The 16,414-nt window shown below is 72.6% G+C and carries 14 protein-coding genes; 3 read left to right on the top strand and 11 right to left on the bottom strand.

What is annotated here, in order from left to right; genetic code table 11:
* Window positions 1-40: 40 nt before the first annotated feature.
* From ACWDN5_RS09940 to ACWDN5_RS09925, 4 genes are all read right to left on the bottom strand, one after another.
* A complete protein-coding gene (locus ACWDN5_RS09940; RefSeq protein ID WP_449675852.1) occupies window positions 41-466 on the bottom strand; it encodes a hypothetical protein in 426 nt (141 codons plus the stop codon).
* A 46-nt stretch (window positions 467-512) separates the two neighbouring features.
* Window positions 513-1,160, bottom strand: coding sequence for a hypothetical protein (locus ACWDN5_RS09935; protein WP_449675851.1), 648 nt, complete (start codon window positions 1,158-1,160; stop codon window positions 513-515).
* Between the two features lie 343 nt (window positions 1,161-1,503).
* Entirely contained in the window at window positions 1,504-2,847 is a 1,344-nt protein-coding gene (locus tag ACWDN5_RS09930) for an NtaA/DmoA family FMN-dependent monooxygenase (RefSeq protein ID WP_310971991.1), read from the bottom strand.
* Window positions 2,848-2,858: 11 nt separating this feature from the next.
* Entirely contained in the window at window positions 2,859-4,055 is a 1,197-nt protein-coding gene (locus tag ACWDN5_RS09925; RefSeq protein ID WP_449675850.1) for an LLM class flavin-dependent oxidoreductase, read from the bottom strand.
* Between the two features lie 198 nt (window positions 4,056-4,253).
* Here ACWDN5_RS09925 and ACWDN5_RS09920 point away from each other — a divergent pair, with 198 nt between their 5' ends.
* On the top strand, window positions 4,254-5,492 hold the full coding sequence (locus tag ACWDN5_RS09920) for a sulfite oxidase (protein ID WP_449675849.1): 1,239 nt from the start codon (window positions 4,254-4,256) through the stop codon (window positions 5,490-5,492).
* A 385-nt stretch (window positions 5,493-5,877) separates the two neighbouring features.
* Window positions 5,878-8,655: a BTAD domain-containing putative transcriptional regulator gene (locus tag ACWDN5_RS09915; RefSeq protein ID WP_449675848.1), complete on the top strand. Its 2,778-nt coding sequence runs from the start codon at window positions 5,878-5,880 to the stop codon at window positions 8,653-8,655.
* 93 nt (window positions 8,656-8,748) lie between these two features.
* Here the strand turns inward: ACWDN5_RS09915 and ACWDN5_RS09910 are convergent, their stop codons facing one another.
* The 5 genes from ACWDN5_RS09910 to ACWDN5_RS09890 form a co-directional block, all read right to left on the bottom strand.
* Window positions 8,749-9,156, bottom strand: a complete 408-nt coding sequence (locus ACWDN5_RS09910; protein ID WP_449675847.1) for a S26 family signal peptidase — start codon at window positions 9,154-9,156, stop codon at window positions 8,749-8,751.
* Entirely contained in the window at window positions 9,156-10,946 is a 1,791-nt protein-coding gene (locus ACWDN5_RS09905; protein ID WP_449675846.1) for an ABC transporter ATP-binding protein, read from the bottom strand. Before ACWDN5_RS09905 ends, ACWDN5_RS09910 begins: the two co-directional genes overlap by 1 nt.
* Complete coding sequence (locus tag ACWDN5_RS09900; RefSeq protein WP_449675845.1) at window positions 10,943-11,434, bottom strand: TlpA family protein disulfide reductase; 492 nt, start codon at window positions 11,432-11,434, stop codon at window positions 10,943-10,945. The genes ACWDN5_RS09905 and ACWDN5_RS09900 overlap by 4 nt, the downstream gene beginning before the upstream one ends.
* Before the next feature lie 13 nt (window positions 11,435-11,447).
* Window positions 11,448-11,981 carry a MauE/DoxX family redox-associated membrane protein gene (locus ACWDN5_RS09895; RefSeq protein ID WP_449675844.1) on the bottom strand — a complete coding sequence of 178 codons (534 nt, stop codon included), beginning with the start codon at window positions 11,979-11,981 and terminating at the stop codon, window positions 11,448-11,450.
* A 70-nt stretch (window positions 11,982-12,051) separates the two neighbouring features.
* Complete coding sequence (locus ACWDN5_RS09890; RefSeq protein ID WP_191308504.1) at window positions 12,052-12,189, bottom strand: hypothetical protein; 138 nt, start codon at window positions 12,187-12,189, stop codon at window positions 12,052-12,054.
* A 193-nt stretch (window positions 12,190-12,382) separates the two neighbouring features.
* Between ACWDN5_RS09890 and ACWDN5_RS09885 the strand changes: the two genes are divergently transcribed.
* Window positions 12,383-12,787, top strand: a complete 405-nt coding sequence (locus tag ACWDN5_RS09885; protein ID WP_310972000.1) for a peptidase inhibitor family I36 protein — start codon at window positions 12,383-12,385, stop codon at window positions 12,785-12,787.
* Here the strand turns inward: ACWDN5_RS09885 and ACWDN5_RS09880 are convergent.
* Both ACWDN5_RS09880 and ACWDN5_RS09875 read right to left on the bottom strand, forming a co-directional pair.
* Window positions 12,784-15,462, bottom strand: a complete 2,679-nt coding sequence (locus tag ACWDN5_RS09880; RefSeq protein ID WP_449675843.1) for a glycoside hydrolase family 9 protein — start codon at window positions 15,460-15,462, stop codon at window positions 12,784-12,786. The two genes, ACWDN5_RS09885 and ACWDN5_RS09880, sit on opposite strands and share 4 nt — an antisense overlap.
* 126 nt (window positions 15,463-15,588) lie before the next feature.
* Complete coding sequence (locus tag ACWDN5_RS09875) at window positions 15,589-16,314, bottom strand: TetR/AcrR family transcriptional regulator (RefSeq protein WP_449675842.1); 726 nt, start codon at window positions 16,312-16,314, stop codon at window positions 15,589-15,591.
* Window positions 16,315-16,414 lie beyond the last annotated feature (100 nt).

Below are 16,414 nucleotides of genomic sequence, written 5' to 3'. Positions count from 1 at the left end.
GGGCGGTGGCGGACGGGAGTCACTCGGGAAATCGCAACCGTCAACCTTCGGCCGGCGGCCGCCGACCGGTGGTGGACGTTGGGCGACGCCGCCAAGCCGAAGGCGGCCACCACACTAGATTGTTGAGAGCATTCTTGCGTTGCCGACACGCGCCGCACTCCTTGATCCGGAGTGCGCTCGTCACTCTGCTGACGAGGTCGCCGAGACGAATGCCTCCGACCGCTGCGTGGGCCGGCGACGCGGAAGACCCGAGAGACGCATACGTCGCTTCGAAGTTCGCCGGCAGCGTCTGCTGCAGCTCATGTGCTTCGTCGACAGTCAACGCGCGCACATCCGGATGCCGGAGGAGTATCGATCTGGTGCGTTCTTCTCGCGCCGCCACGACGACTTCGTCGCCTCTGTGCAAGATCAGCGCGTTGCCGTGGATTTCATATTTGGGGATCTGCGACCTTTCCGCGTCGGTCATCGCGGGCATGGCGAGCCATATCGGTGGAGTATTCATGGTCTGACCCCTACTGGTGGCAACAGCCGACCGCCCATTGGCACCACCAACCGCAGTTGCAGGTCGCGCACCCGAGGCACTTGACCCAGCAACCCCCGCAGTTCCAGGCCAAGCAGCCCACGTACTGCACCCAAGACTGCCCGGGTTTCAAACAGGTCGCCACCGAACTCGCGCACACGCTGACGCATTGGCGGGTGAGGCAGCCCGTGATCGCCGTCCACCAGCTTTCGGTCGGTTCGATCCGGTCGCCGACGGCCGTGAATTCCCGTGCTCCGACGAAGTCGCCGGCGGGTGCTTCGAGCAGCACGGGGTAGCTGGCGGACTGATCGCCGGCACGGATGCCGGCCACACCGACGACGACCTTGTCGGCGGCTTCCGTCGGATACTCCTGCGCCTGGAGCTCGAACTCGACGCTGTTCACCGTCAAATTCGGACCGCTCGGACCGGGGCGGATCGGCCGCGTGGACGTGAACGAGTGGCGGAAACCGAAGGCGTTGGCCGGGCTCGGGTCGAACCGTCCTCCCCGTCGTTGCGCCTCGTCGTTGAGCGTGCGCAACCGGATGTCCCTTTCCGCCCTGTCCCGAAAATTTCCGAGAACGTGGGCGGCGTCGAGAATCTCCATGTGCTCACTCTTGATGTCAGGAATTCTCAAGGTCATGGCGAACCTTCCCGTGGTGATTTGATCGTCGCAAATGGACTCGGGTCGTGAGCCGCGATTGTCAGCGGTGACTCACGATCTCCAGAGTGCGGCGAAAGCCTGGCTATCCATGTTTGCACGTCTGGGGACGCGCATGTCAAGCCGGCTCCACGGGGACGTATTTTTTCCACTCGGATGGCGGAGTTTGATTCAATTGTCGCAGGATCACTTGCGTGAGTTGATCGGCGAAAGTAAATCTTCGGCGACCGGAATTCATTTCACCGGTTGCGGTGAATGGGGGCCTATTGGCGCCGCGGCCAACAACGGATCCGGATGGCTGGCCGGGCGTCCGCGGCGAAGGACATCAGCCCTCGGCCGGCTCGATCCCCAGGTGGTCGCGCAGGGTCGAACCCGTGTACTCCGTCCGGAACGAGCCGCGCTCCTGCAGGAGGGGCACGACCTTGTCCGCGAACTCGTCGAGGCCGCCGGGTGTGACGTGCGGGACGAGGATGAACCCGTCGCTGGCGTCGGCCTGGACCAGGTCGTCGATCGCCGCCGCCATCGTCGTTGGCGAGCCGATGAACGTCTGGCGGCCGGTGACCTCGATGATCAGGTCGCGGGTGGACAGGTTCTTCGCCTCCGCCAGCTGCCGCCATTCGCGGGCCGTGGCGACGGGGTCGCGGTACATGCGGACGCTGGCGCGGCCGGGGGCGATCGTCGACCCGTCGACCACGGGGTCGGCCGACGGCAGCGGGCCGTCGGGGTCGTGGTCGCTGAGGTCGGTGTTCCACACCTGCTCGAGGAACTTGATCGCGGTCTGGCCGCTGACCTGCTGCCGCCGGACGACGTGGGCGCGTTCGTGGGCGTCGGCGTCGGTGTCGCCCAGGACGAACGTCGCCGCGGGCAGGATCACCAGCTGTTCCGGCTTGCGGCCGTACTTCGCCAGCCTGCCCTTGACGTCGGCGTAGAACGCCTGTCCGGCCTCCAGGGTTCCGTAGCGGCTGAAGATCGCGTCGGCGGTCGCCGCGGCGAACTCGCGGCCCTCGTCGGAATCCCCGGCCTGGATGATCACCGGCCGCCCCTGGGGGCTGCGCGGCACCGGGAAGCGGCCCTCGATGTCGAAGTGTGCGTCGTGGTGAGCGAAGGCGCCCGCCGCCGGATCGCGCAGGAACACGCCCGAGTCCGCGTCCGCGGCGACCTCGTCGCCGCGCCAGGAGTCGAACAGCTCCCAAGCGGTGCGCAAGAACGTCTCGGCGCGCTCGTAGCGCTGGTCCTGGGGCAGGAACCCGCCGCGGCGGAAGTTCTCGCCGGTGAAGGCGTCCCACGACGTGACGACGTTCCACGCCGCGCGCCCGGCCGAGAGGTGGTCCAGCGAGGCGAACTGGCGGGCCACCTCGAACGGCTCGTTGAACGTCGAGTTGATCGTGCCGGCCAGCCCGAGCCGCTCGGTGACCGCGGCCAGCGCCGAGAGCACCGTGAACGTGTCCGGGCGGCCGACGACGTCGAGGTCGTAGATCTGCCCGTTCTGCTCGCGCAGCCGCAGGCCTTCGGCGAGGAAGAAGAAGTCGAACTTCGCGCGCTCGGCGGTCTGCGCGAGCTTGACGAACGAGCTGAACTCGATGTGGCTGCCGGCTTCGGGGTCGCTCCACACGGTCGTGTTGTTGACGCCGGGGAAGTGCGCCGCGAGGTGGATTTGCTTCCGGGACATCTCGGGCCTCCTCAGGCGGCGGAGTAGCGGTTGGCGGGCCGGGACAGGCCGAGCAGCCCGCGCAGGGTGCTCGCCTCGTAGCCGGTGCGGAAGGCGCCGCGGGAGCGCAGTTCGGGCACCAGGCCGCGGGTGATGGCGGTCAGGTCGTGCGGGAGCGCGCCCGGCCGGAGCCGGAAGCCGGACAGGCCGGCGCCCTGCCAGTCGAGCAGCAGGTCGGCCAGGCCGGCCGGGGTGCCGGTGAAGATGTGCGCGTCGGACGGGTATTCCGCGCCGAACCGGTCGTCGAGCCGCCGCTTGCGATCGGCGGCCGCCTGTTCGGTCTCGTCGAGGAACACGACGACGTCGCCGAAGACGTGCAGCGTCTCGCCGCCGCGGCCGGCCTTCTCCTGCTCCTCGCGCACGGCGGCGACGATCGCGCCGGCCTGGGCGCGGTCGAAGGGCGTCACGTAGACGACGTCGGCGGAGCGGGCGGCGAGCCGGTAGGGGACGGCGGCGTGGGCCAGCGCGGTGACCGGCGGCTGGCCCTGGGGCGGCCGCGGGGTGATCGACGGGCCCTTGACCGAGAACCAGCGCCCGGTGAAGTCGATGTAGTGCAGTTTGCCGCGGTCGACGAACCGGCCGGTGGCGACGTCCCGGATCTCGGCGTCGTCCTCCCAGCTGTCCCAGAGCCGGCGCAGCACCTCGACGTAGTCGGCGGCCTCGTCGAACAGGTCGGCCAGGGGGCTCGGTTTGCCGGGGTCGGCGGAGTCTTCGAGCCGGAACTCGCCGAACTCGCGACGGCCGAAGTGCCGGTTGTCGTCGGGACGGCCGGCCACCTGGACGCGCACGCCGGCGCGGCCGGTGCTGACGTAGTCGAGGGTGGCGATGGCTTTCGACAGGTGGAACGGCTCGGTGTGGGTGACCACGGCGGTCGGCACGAGCCCGATGTGCGAGGTCAGCGGAGCGACGCGGGCGGCGATCAGCACGGCGTCGAGGCGGCCCTGGACGATGTCGGTCCGCTCGCCCGGCCGGTCGAGGTAGCTCACGGTCTGCAGGGCCAGCGAGTCTTCGAGGGTGACGAAGTCCAGCAGGCCGGCCTCGGCCTCGCGGACCAGGTCGGCCCAGTAGCCGGCGGTCAGCAGCTCGCCCGCGCGTGCGCCGGGTTCGCGCCACGCGGCCGGGTGCCACCCCGCTCCGTCCAGCGCGACGGCGATCCGTGGTCCTGTCATCCCGGCGTTCCCTTCTCCTCGGCCCGTACCCGCAGTGTGCGCCGGTTCCCGGGCCCCGGGCGGGCGCGGCCACCTGCTGGGACGGCGCCGGGCCGCGGGAATAAACGCCGGTGCTGCCGGTGAACCGTCCATTGCGGACTCCTGTTCCGCTGGGTGGACGTGCTGGCCGTCGGCGGAGGTGATCCCGAGAATGCCCGCATGACGGCGTTCACCGAGGAGACCGCTTACGACCGGGGGCGGCTCGCGCAGTGGCGGGCGGGCGAGGCGCGCCTGCCGGGCCTGAGCCGCCGCGACCTGCTGCGGCTGACGGCGGCGGGTGGGCTGGCGCTGGCCGTACCGGGCACGGCCGCCGCCGCGGCCGGCGGACCGATCGTGAAACCGCTGCCGCCGGAGCTGTTCGACGTCCACGGCAGCAACGCCGAGACCCGCTGGGAAGCGATGAGCGGCCAGGGCTACCTCACCCCGGTCGACCGGTTCTTCGTCCGTGACCACACCTCGACGCCGGTGCTGGACGCCGATACCTGGCGGCTGCGGCTGTTCGGCTCCGGGCTGCGGAAACCGGCCGAACTGTCCTACCGGGAGCTGCGCGCGCTGCCGTCGGAGACGATCACCGCGTTCATCGAATGCGCCGGCAACGGGCGGAGCTTCTTCACGAGCCAGCAGGGCCAGGCGGTCGCCGGAACGGCGTGGAAGCTCGGTGCGGTCGGGGTCGCGCGCTGGCGCGGCGTCCGGCTCGCGACGGTGCTCGCCCGGGCGGGGCTGACCCGCGACGCCGTGGACGTGCTGCCGGAGGGGCTCGACGCCGACTACGTCACGGGTGGGGTGAACCTGGGCAAGGTGCGGCGGCCGCTGCCGGTGGCGAAGGCGCTGGAAGACGTCCTGCTGGCGTATGAGATGAACGGGCAGCCGCTGCCGCCCGACCACGGTTTTCCGGTGCGGCTGGTGGTGCCGTCGTGGGCCGGGATCGCGTCGATCAAGTGGCTCGGCCGGATCGAAGTGTCGGCGACGCCGCTGGTGTCGCCGTGGAACACGCAGTACTACCGGCTGCTGGGCCCTGACTACCCGGCCGAGGGCACGCTCGTCACCGAGCAGGTGGTCAAGAGCGCGTTCGAGCTCCCGTGGGGCGCGACGCTGGCGGCCGGACGGCGCCTGGTGCTGCGCGGCCGCTCCTGGTCGGGCCACGGCCGGATCCGGCGGGTGGAGGTGAGCACGGACGGCGTGCGCTGGCACCCTGCGAAGCCGATCAGCCCGGCACTCGACCGCGGCTGGCTGCAGTGGGAGTTCCCGTGGCGGCCCCGGACGGCGGGGGAGTACACGCTGCGGGCCCGCGCCACCGACATCACCGGCGTGAGCCAGCCGGACGTCGCGCCGTACAACACGCAGGGTTATCTGTTCGGCGCCGTCGTCCGCCACCCGGTGACGGTGAGTGCCTCGTGAGGTTCGGGACCCGGCACCGGAGGCGCGGGAGGTAGCGCCGGCGGTGTCCCTTTGGGGAAGCGCGTCCCGTTTCGAGGCAGCACGAAACGTCCGGGCGGCGGTTGACGGTGCTCGCGGGCCGCTGGCAACGTCCCGCGCAGCGAGAGTGCGTCACCCGGCTGGGGAAGGCGGGACGTGACGAGCCGGCACTTTCGTTACTGGGGTTGAACTTTCCGGGTGCCGACCGTCGGCCGCGTGGCGTCTCCGTCGCGCGCGGCCCGCATCGTGCTACCCGATCTCGAAGGGCAGGCGATTGCTGGAAGCCACTGTCCTCGGTCCCGTCGGCGCACAGGTCCAGGGGACACCGGTGCCGATCAAGGGCCGTTTGGGGCGTACCGTCCTCGCCGTGCTGGCGCTGGCGTGCCGGCAGCCGGTTTCGGTGGAGCGGCTGATCGACGCCCTCTGGGGTGAGCGGCCGCCGGCCACCGCGCGGACGCAGGTGCACATCCAGGTGTCCAAGCTCCGGGCCGCGCTCGACCGGGCCGGCGCCGCCGAGGCCCTGGTCACCGTGCCGAGCGGGTACCTGCTGGACTCCCTCGCCGACGTCGACGAAGTGCGGCGGCTGCTCGCCGCGGCCCGGGCGGCCGGTGACTCCGCGGACACGGCCGGCCTGCTGCGGTCGGCGCTCGACCGGTGGTCCGGGACGCCGCTGGGCGGGGTGACCGCGCACTTGGCCGGCGCGGAACTGCCCCGGCTGGACGAGCTGCGGATCGGCCTGGCCGAGGAGTGGATCGACGCCGAGATCGCCTGCGGGCGGGCCGCGCGGCTGCTGCCCGAGCTGACCGCGCTGGTGCAGGCCCACCCGCTGCGCGAGGGCCTGCACCACCGGCGGATGCTCGCGCTGCACCGCGCCGGGCGGCGGGCCGACGCGCTGGCCGCGTTCCGGGACGCCCGGCGCGTGCTGCGGGACGAACTGGGCATCGATCCGTCCCCGGAGCTGCTCGCCCTGGAAGCCGAAATCCTCACCGCCGGGACGTCGCCGTCGGCCGCCGTGGTGCCTGCCCAGCTGCCGCCGCGGACCGCCGGGTTCGCCGGGCGGGACGCCGAATCGGCCGCGATCCGGGCCGCCGTGGCGCGCCGGACCGGGGCACCACCGCTGGTGCTGGTCACCGGGATGCCCGGGATCGGCAAGACGGCGCTGGCGGTGCACGCCGGCGCGGCGGCGGTGCACGCCTACCCCGACGGGCAGCTCTACGCCGACCTGCGCGGCGCCGACGCCCGGCCGGCGGCCCCGCACGAGGTCCTCGCCGGTTTCCTCCGTGCGCTGGGGGTGGCGGCCCGGTCGATGCCGGCCACGCTCGAGGAGCGCACGGCCGAGTTCCGCAGCCGGACCGCGGGCAAGCGGGTGCTCGTCGTGCTGGACAACGCCGCCACCGCCCGGCAGCTCGAGCCGCTCCTGGCCGCCGATCCGGGTTGCGCCACGATCGTGACCAGCAGGTACGTCCTGCCGGAGGTCGAGCCGTCGGTGCGGGTGCCGCTTGCGCCGCTGCCGGACCGCTCGGCCGAGACCGTGCTGGCGAACGCGGCGGGTGCGGACCGGCTCGCCGAAGGCGTCGGCGAAGGCACGGTCGCCACGGTGCTCGAGGCGTGCGGGGGCGTGCCGCTCGCGTTGCGGATCGCCGGGGCGCAGCTCGCCGCGTACCCGAAGCTCAGCGTGGCCGAGCTGGCCGCGCGGCTGTCCGACGAGTCGAGGCGGATGCGAGAGCTGGTGGCCGGGCAGCGCAGCGTGCGGGACAGCCTCGACACGAGTTTCCGGCTGCTGGACCGGGACGCGCGGGCCGCGATGCTGGCGCTGGCGGCGATCGGGGCGCCGACGTTCACCGGCTGGCCGCTCGCGCCCGTGCTCGGCGTGCCGCTCGCCCGCACCGGCGAGGTGCTGGCCCACCTGTGCGCGATGAACCTGCTCGAGCAGGCCGGGCCGGGGCGCGACGGCGTGCCGCGCTACCGGATGCACGACCTCGTGCGGGCCTACTGCCGCTCGGTCGGCCCGTCGCTGGCGCCGGGGGCCCTGGAGCGGCTGGCCGGGTGGGCGGTCCAGCTGACCCGGCACGCCCACGAGGGCATCCTCGGCTCGCCGGCGGGGTACGCGCTGGTCGCCGAGACCGCCGCGCCGCTCGGCCGGGACGTGGTGCGGCACGTGGTGACGGAACCGCTGCCGTGGGTCGGCGCGGACGCCGACGTCTTGCTCGCCGTGTTCGACCTGGCCGTGCGCGGGGGCCTGCGCCGGCGCGCGGCGGCGCTGCTGCTGGTGCTGCGGGCCCCGCTCGTGCGGCTCGACCTGTACGACCACGGCGCCCGGGCGGCCGCGCGGCTGTCGAACGTCGCCGGCGACGACCCGGTGGTGCGGGTGACCGCGGCGCTGGTCACGGCGACCGCGCGGATGCACCGCAGCCGGTACGCCGACGTCGTCGCCATCCTGAACGAGGTGCCGCTGCGGGAGGCCGACGTCGCGCTGCGGGCGGAGGTGCTCACCAAGCTGGGCGACGCCCACGAGCGGTGCGGTGACTGGCACCGCGCGATCACCGCCCTGCGCGAGGCGGTCCGGTGCTTCCGGAAGTCCGGGAACCGGGCGGGCGAGTCGGGCTGCCACAGCACGCTGGCCGCGCTGTACCGCGACCACGTCGGCGACCTCGGCGCGGCGAGGATCCACGGCGCGAAGGCCCTGCGCCTGGCCGACGCGGCCGGCGAATGGAAGACCCGCGCCCAGGTGCGGCTGGTGGTCGTGCGCACGGCACTGGCCTGCGGCGACAGCGCGGCGGCGGTCCACCTGGCCGGACAGGCCCGCGACCTGTCCGAGCGGAACGGCGACCCGATCGGCCGAACGTGGTGCCTCACCGCCGAAGCCGACGCCCACCGCGCCCACGGCGACCTGCCGGCCGCCCGGAAGGCCGCGGACCGCGCGCTGGTCCTGGCCCGCCGGATCCGCCGCCCGGACGCCGAATCGGCCGCGCTGCTCGCGTTGGCCTCGATCGAGCTGGCGACCGGCGACCGGACGGCCGCTCGCCGTCTGGCTGATGCGGCTTTGCGGTTGCAGGACCAGTTCGACAGTCCGGCGGAGCGGGCCGAGGTCGAGAAGGTGCTGGCGGTGATCGATCGTCAGCTGCCGGCCGGCGCCGGGCGGTGATCGTCTGTTAGTTGCCGTCGGCGCCGGGGTGGTGAGGGTCGGCGGGGGATGGCCGTGCGGCGGCGGCCGAGAAGGCGCTCGCGGAATCGTCTGTCAGCCGCCCGCCGGCGCCGGGCGGTGAGGGACGGCGCCGGCCACACTCTCGAGGTCGATGTAGCCGAGCTGGCGGGAATCCTCGCTGTGGCCGGTGTTGTCGCCGGCCACCACCACGCGGCCGGCCGGGACGATTGCGTCGCCAGCCTTCAGCCAGGCCGGGACCGGGTCGCCGGCGACCGCCGCGATCCTCTTGATGCGCCACGCCACATCGGTGGCCGCGGCTCGGGGGCGGAAGACGATCACGTCACCGACGCGGTACTCCCGCCGCCGGGTTGCGACCACCCGTTCGCCGTCGTGGAACGTGGGGGACATGCTGTGGCCCCACACCCGGGCCACCACGTACCGCCGGCGCAGCACCACCAGCAGGACCACGAGCACCACCACACCCGCCGCGAGCCCGGCCATCATGCCTCCGCCATCGCATATCCCTTGGCCTGCAGCGAAAACAGCCGGGCGTACTCGCCGCCCGCGGTGAGCAGGTCGTCGTGGGTGCCCTGCTCGATCACCCGGCCGCCGTCGAGCACCACGATCCGGTCCGCGCCGCGCAGGGCGGACAGGCGGTGGGAGATCAGCACGCTCGTCCGGCCGGCCCGGTGGGTGCGCAGGGCCTCGTGGGTCCGGGTCTCGGCGTCGGCGTCCATGCCGGAGCTGGGCTCGTCGAGGATGAGCAGGTCGGCGTCGGCGCGCATGAGGGACCGGGCCAGCGCCACCCGCTGCCACTGGCCGCCGGACAGCGCCGCCCCGGACTTGTCGTCGACGTCCAGGAACGCCCGGGACAGCAGGGTTTCGTAGCCGCGCGGCAACGCCGACAGCGCCGGGTCGATCTCGGCGAGGCGGGCCGCGGCGCGGATGCGGCCGAGGTCGCCGAGGCGGGTTACGTCGCCGATGCCGATGTTGTCGGCCGCGGTCAGGTCGTAGCTGGTGAAGTCCTGGAAGGTGGCACCGATGCGGGCCCGCAACGCGGCCGGGTCGCACGTGCTGATGTCCACGCCGTCCCACAGGATCCGCCCGCGGTCGGGGTCGTAGAACCGGCACAGCAGCTTCACCAGCGTCGACTTGCCCGCGCCGTTCACCCCGACCAGCCCGACCGCGGCTCCGGCCGGGATCACCAGGTCGACCCCGCGCAGCACCCACGGGCCGGCCGGGTCGTAGCGGAACCACACGTCCCGCAGTTCGATGCCGGTCGTCAGCGCGGGCACGGCGGCCGTCCCGGGGGCGAGGTCGGGTTCGGTCGCGACGACGTCGAGGTAGTGCCGGAACAGGCCGAGCGAGCCGCCGGCCCGCCCGAGCTGGCCCAGCAGCGCGCCCACCGGGGACTGGATGCCGGCCACCGCCGCCGTGAAGAGGGTGACGTCGCCGATGGACAGCGATCCCCGGGCGGCGCCGGTCGCGGCGACCACGAGGGCGATGCCGGCCACCACCGCCGACACGACCGCGGCGGCGACCCCGGTGACGGCGATCCGGCGCTGCATGGCGCATTCACTGGCCGTCGCCGCGCGCACGGCGGTCACCATGCGCGACCGGAACAGGTCCGCGAGGCCGAAGAGCCGGATCTCCTTGGCCGCCTTGATGTCCGAGCAGAGCGAGCGGAAGAGGAACCGCTGGCGCTGGGTGGCCATCATCGCCTCGGCCTCCCGCGCGCGCAGGCGGGACAACGTCAGCTGCGAGATCGCCGCGGCCGCCAGCGACGCGGCGAGCAGCCCGGCCATCGGCGGCCACACGAGCAGGACGGCACCGCCGAACCCGAGCACGGCGATCAGCGTGCGCACCGACTCGACGGTCAGGGCGAGCACCGCGGGCGACGCTTCCTGCGCGCCCTGCTCGGCCAGCCGGACCCGGTCGAGGAACGCCGGGTCCTCCAGGCGGCGCAACCCGGGCAGCGCGCCGACCGCGCCGACCAGGCGGTCCTCCGCCTCGATCGCCGACTTGGCCCGCACGATCGCGGTGCAGTAGGAGGCGACGGCGGTGATCGCGGCCGCGACGGCGAGACCGGCCGCCGAGCCGAGGGCCAACAGCACGATCAGGCCGCGGTCCCGGCCGCCGGCCAGCTCGTCGAACAGCAGCTTCCCCAGCCACGCCGACACCGCGGGCACGGCCGCGGCCAGCACCGCCAGCGCGACCGAGCCGCCGGTGGCCACCCGCGATGCGCGCCAGGCGATGCCGAACGCGGGACCCGCCGCCCGGAGCAGGTTCATCGGGCGGGCTGCAGGCGCACGGCGTCGAGGTCGTGGCCGGCGGCGGCGATCCGCCGGTCCCGGACGCGGAGCAGGGTCGGGGTGACGTCGCCCGCGTTGAACGCGGCCGACGCCGGGCTGCGGTCGCCGACGTAGGCGACGCGCACCGACGGGCCCAGCCCGGCCGCGTACTCCACGGCCTTGGCCCGGTCACCGCCGTCGATCACGAACGCGACGGTCGGCTCGGTGAGCTTGTCCGCGATGCGCCGGCACGGCCCGCAGGTGGGAGAGAGGAACGCGACGAGCACGTCGTCCAGCTCGCCGTCGGTGACGGTCCGGCCGTCGGCGTCGGTCACCTCGAACGCCCCGATCTCGGTGCCCACGGCGGGCAGGTCGGGGGTCACCGGCCGGCGCTGCTCGTTCAGCAGCCGGATGATCGCCGAGGACAGCAGGAGGTTGAGCACCGTCAGCACGGCCAGCACCGCGACCACGGCCACCAGGAACGACATGGGATACCTCTTTTCAGCGATGGGCGGTGTCCGCCCGGCCGACCAGGCCGGCCAGGCTGTCCCAGTTGATCGCGACGAGTGCGCCGAACGCGCCGACGAGCGCGGCGGCGGCGCCGGTGTCGAGGCCGAGACCGGGTCCCGCCGGGACGACGGCGGCCGCGGCGGCCACCACGGCGAGGAGCGCGTTGCGGACGAGGTGGGCACGGCCGAGAACCGCCCCGGAGCGGCCGAAGCAGTTGCAGGTGACGCGCCGGCCCAGCCGCATCGACCGGGCGATCGCGGCGCAGAAGACGAGCAGGATCGCCGTCGCCAGTCCGAGCCCGGCCCGGGAGGTGCCGGGGAACACGGCGAGCACGGCCGCGGCCAGTTCGGCCACGGCGGTCCCGGCGGCGACCGGCAGCCAGCCGACGGGCGACCGGCCGAGCGGCGCCAGCGAATCGGCGAAATCGGTCAGCCGCGCCCGTCCGGCGAGCTTGCCGACGGCCGCGACCGCGAACACCAGCCCGATCAGGACCCGGGCGGCGAGCACGAACTGGGCGCCGAGCATCGGTGCACCTCCTAGGGCGGGCCTTTCCCGCCGCGGGAGGACCGCGGCGGGAAAGGCGAGGACGCCGCGGTTACTTGCAGTTGCCGTAGCAGTCGTAGTGCAGCGTCTTGCAGACCTGACCGTGCTCGGGGATGCAAGCGCCGGCCTTCACCTCGCGCAGGAACAGCCCCAGCAGCCGGTCACCCAGGGCGTTGATCATGCGAGCCATGATCACTCCTCTCATCAGCGGGAATCGACGAGAAGATCGTTGCGCAGCCGCGCTATCCGTTCGCTATCGAGGAAACCGGCGGCGCGTCCGAACGGGTGAACCGGCCGGCCGGGCCTCAACGGCCCACCGGCGTGGAACGTGACGGTGCGGGTGCCCGGACCGCGGGCGCCGGCGCACGGGAGAAGGAGTCCACGTGGGAACCATCGGGAAGAACGTCGTCCGGACGTCGTTGGCCGTCGGCGCGGCTGCCGCACTGGCGATGGCGGTGACCGGCACCGCTTCGGCGGCGACGCCCCGCAACGGGAAATGTGAGCTGGGCGAGTTCTGCTTGTGGTACGGGTACAACCAGACCGGCTCGGTGTCGGACTTCAACGGCTCGGTCAGCGACTACGGGACCTCGCAGCCGACCTGCTACGAGTTCAAGGGCCCGGGGCTCGGCCAGGGTGAGTGCATCCGGAACAACGCCCTGTCCGTGAAGAACAACACCACCGGCCACACCATCTTCCTCTACTTCAACGGTGGCCACTACCAGCTGAGCGTCGGGCAAGCCCTCAACGTCGGCAACCGGGACACCTCGCACACCTTCATCCGCAACTAGGGCTCGATGCCCCAGTCGAGGGTGCCCGAGCGGTAGGCGGTGACGGCGGTGAGGTCGGTGAACGACGCCGCCGCGCGGTAGCTGTAGTCGTCGGCCTGGTTGAACGCCGACCAGTCGGCCTTCGCGACCCGGACCTGGACCTCGCCGGTGCTCGCGCCGGCGGCGAGGGTGCCGCCGGTGAAGCTCAGTTCGACGTAGGCGTCGGCCCCGGGGCGCGGCGAACCGAGCTTCACCACGCGAAGGGAGACGTTGCCGCAGCCCAGAACCGCGTAGTCGCACCAGATCTGGTAGCTCGGGCTGGTGCCGTCGCCGGTGAACCAGTAGCGGGCGGTGACGCCGCTGAGGGCGACCGGGGTGCTGCCCCGGTTGACGACCTGGAGGCCGGTGCGGATCTGGTTGCCGGTGGCCGCGCTGTCGCCGCGCTGCTGCACGGCGAGCGAGCCGGTACCGGGGTCACCGCCGCCGGTCGTCGTGGTGACCGACACCGGGCTGCTGGCCGGGGACCGGTTGCCGGCCGCGTCCCGGGCGCGCACCGAGAACGTGTACGCGGTGGCGGGCGTGAGGCCGGTGACCTGGTAGCTGGTTCCGGTGGCGCTGCCGATCACCGCACCGGCCGCGTTCAGCACTTCGTACCCGGCGACGCCGACGTCGTCGGTGGCGGCCGTCCAGGTCAGGGTGGCCGTGGTGCTGCCGGGCACGGCGGTGACCCCGGTGGGAGCGGCCGGCGGGGTGGTGTCCGCTGTGGACGGTCCCGGCTGGGTGCCCCACAGCACCGCGGAACCCTGCGTGAGCACCAGCCGCGAGGAATCCGCGGGCGCGGATCCGGCGGCGGCGAGGCCGGTGTGCGACCAGTCGTCGGCCGGGTTCCAGGTGCCGGCGCTGGTGATCCGGAACTGCACTTCCTTGCGGTAGCGGGACTGCCCGCCCGGGGCGACCCCGCCCGAGCACGGCACCTCGACGTAGTAGACCGCGCCGGAGAACTGGTGCACGGTCGGCGCGTCGCACTGGTTGTACGCCGAGGTCACCGAGATCTGGCCGGGTGTGGTGGCGCCGTCGAGGGTGAAGAAGTAGCGCAGCGAGCCGGTGAACGTGCGGGCCGGCCAGGCCGACTTGTTGAGCACGTACGCCTTGACCTCGGTGAACGTGCCACCGTCGGGTTGGTTGAGGGCACCCTGCGCGAGGATCTCCGGGCCGTCCGGGGTTTCCCGCGGCGGGAAGGAGGCCAGCGGGGTGCCGCCGTACTCGCCGTAGAGGCGGGCCAGCGCGCTGGTGAAGCCGGCGTTGTAGTCGAGCGCCACCTCGTTCATCGTGTAGTTCGTGCGGTCGTCGGTGTAGGCGTCGTTGGCCGAACTGGGGCCGCCGACGAGCGCGCCGTAGAGGGTGTGCCGGCTCTGCGCGGGCTCGTTGATGTTGTCGGCCCAGGAACCGTGCGCGGTCCGGTGGTGCGGGTTGCGGGGTGGGTTGACGCCGAACCCGACCTCGAAGCTCGCGCCGCGCGGGTTGTCACCGAGCGCGTAGTTGATCTGCCGGACGCCGAAGTCGTGGTACGTCGTGGCGCGCGTGGGATCGGTGCTGCGCAGCCAATCGGAGTAGACGAGCGCCACGAACGCGGTGTTGGCCGCGTACCGCAGCGAGCCCCACTGGTCGAGCACGGCCTGGCCGCCGGGGGAGTAGGGCACCCGCTGGCCGTTGACGCCGGTGGTCCACCAGTCCAGCCAGCGGTTGGCGTCGGTCACGTACTCGGCGTCGCGGGTGAGCTGGGCGAGCAGGACGTAGGCGCCGTAGGACTTGTCGTCCCAGGCCAGCGTCCAGCGGTAGGAGCGGGTGGTGGTCTGCGGTTCGGTGCCCAGTTTTTCGTACTCGGCGCGCGCTTTGGTCAGGTAGCTGCTGTCGCCGGTGGCCTTGTAGAGCCAGATCGCGCCCCACACGAGCTCGTCCTGGTAGCCGCTCCAGGACTTGTAGAAGTTCTGGGCGTCGGTGATGCAGTTGGAGTAGACGCCCCGGTGGTTGTCGGCGAACGAGTACAGCTGCTTGGCGTGGGTGAGCAGGGTCGCCGCGTAGGTCGGATCGCCGGCCTGGAACACCATCGAGCCGGCGGCCAGCTGCGCGGCGGCTTCGCCCGCCAGGTCGGAGCCGGGGCAGGAGTCGTCGATGCGGTAGGCGGGCCGGGCCATGGTCATCGTCTCGGCGGGGCCCCACCACTTGTGGTCGTCGTCGCCCTTGCCGACCTGGCCGTAGAGCACGTCGGGCTGCGGGTGCGCCTTGATCAGCCAGTCGTTGCCCCAGCGCAGGTTCGACAGCAGGGCCGCCCACTGGCCGGAGTTCTGGTAGGCGGTGCGGTTCTCCAGCGCGCCCCAGGCGAGCATGGTCATGCTGAACTCGAACGGCAGCCCGAACTTGACGTGGTCACCGGCGTCGTAGAACCCGCCGGTGAGGTCCAGTCCGACGTCCTTGCCGTCGTCGAGGGCCGACGGCCCGCGCCAGGAGACCCGGTTGTCGGCGGGCAGCGCACCGGAGCGCTGAGCGTCGTAGAACCAGACGGCTTTCTGCAGCGCCTCGCCGTAGTTGAACTTCCCGGCGGCGGCCGCGGGCCCTCCCGGCACCACCACGGCCAGCCCGAGCACGAGCAGCGCCACGATTGTCCGGGTCATCGACTTCGTCGTCGAAGTGCGCACGCCGCCTCCTGAGCCTGGGAGCGCTTCCAGAAAGGAGGGTAAAGAGTCGATTCGACGGTGTAAAGCATCACCTGCTCGCCGTGGGCAGTTCGGTGGCTTTATGTGCACGCTTTGCTGGGAGCGCTCTCACTCAGTGGGCGTGAGACGGGCTGCCAGCCCGTCCAGCATCCGCTCCAGGCCGTAGGCAAAGCCGTCGCCGCGGGACGTCTCGGCGTCGCCGCCCTCGGCTGTGGCCAGTGCGTGCAGCCGCGGGTAGGGCTTCGTCGCCTCCCGCAGCGCGGGCCGGAGCCGGTCGATCCACTCCTGCTCGGTCCGGCCGCTGCGCGCGACGGTGGTCAGCCACGCCGCTTCCGTGGTCGCCGTGCCGATCACGTACGCCATCACCGCGCCCAGCGCGCGGTCGGCCTCGGCCGGCCGGAACCCGGCCGTCTCGAACAGAGCCAGCATGCGCTCGTTCAGGCGCATCACGTTCGGCCCCAGGTAGGCCAGGCCGGTCTGGCCGAGCACCGACGCGATCCACGCGTGCCGCAGCAGGGCCGCCCGCGTGCTCGCGGCGCAGGCCGTCACCGCGCGCCGCCAGTCACCGTCCCGGATTTCCGGAACCTCGATCTGGCCGTACACCTCGTCGACGACCAGTTCCAGCAGCTCGTCCTTGTTGGCTACGTGGCGGTAGAGCGATGTCGCGGCCGCGTCCAGCCGGGCGCCCAGCGTCCGCATGCTCAGCGCCTCGAGCCCTTCGGCGTCCAGGAGTTCGAGCGCCGCGGCCACGATCTGCGCCCGGCTCAACGCGGGCTGCTCCCGGCGGCGCTGCGGGCGCGTCCACACCGACACCACGGGTTCTTCGGCCGCCATGAGGCCTCCCTAAGGTTGATGTTGTTCGGGGCGAGTGCCCTGGATGCCCAGGGCGTCGGGGTGTGGCTGATGAGGCTCTGCCTGTGTGGTGGCTCGGAAG

Source organism: Amycolatopsis sp. NPDC003731, assembly GCF_053586895.1.
Note: the sequence above shows the minus strand (reverse complement) of the source record. Positions and strands in the feature narration are given on the sequence as shown.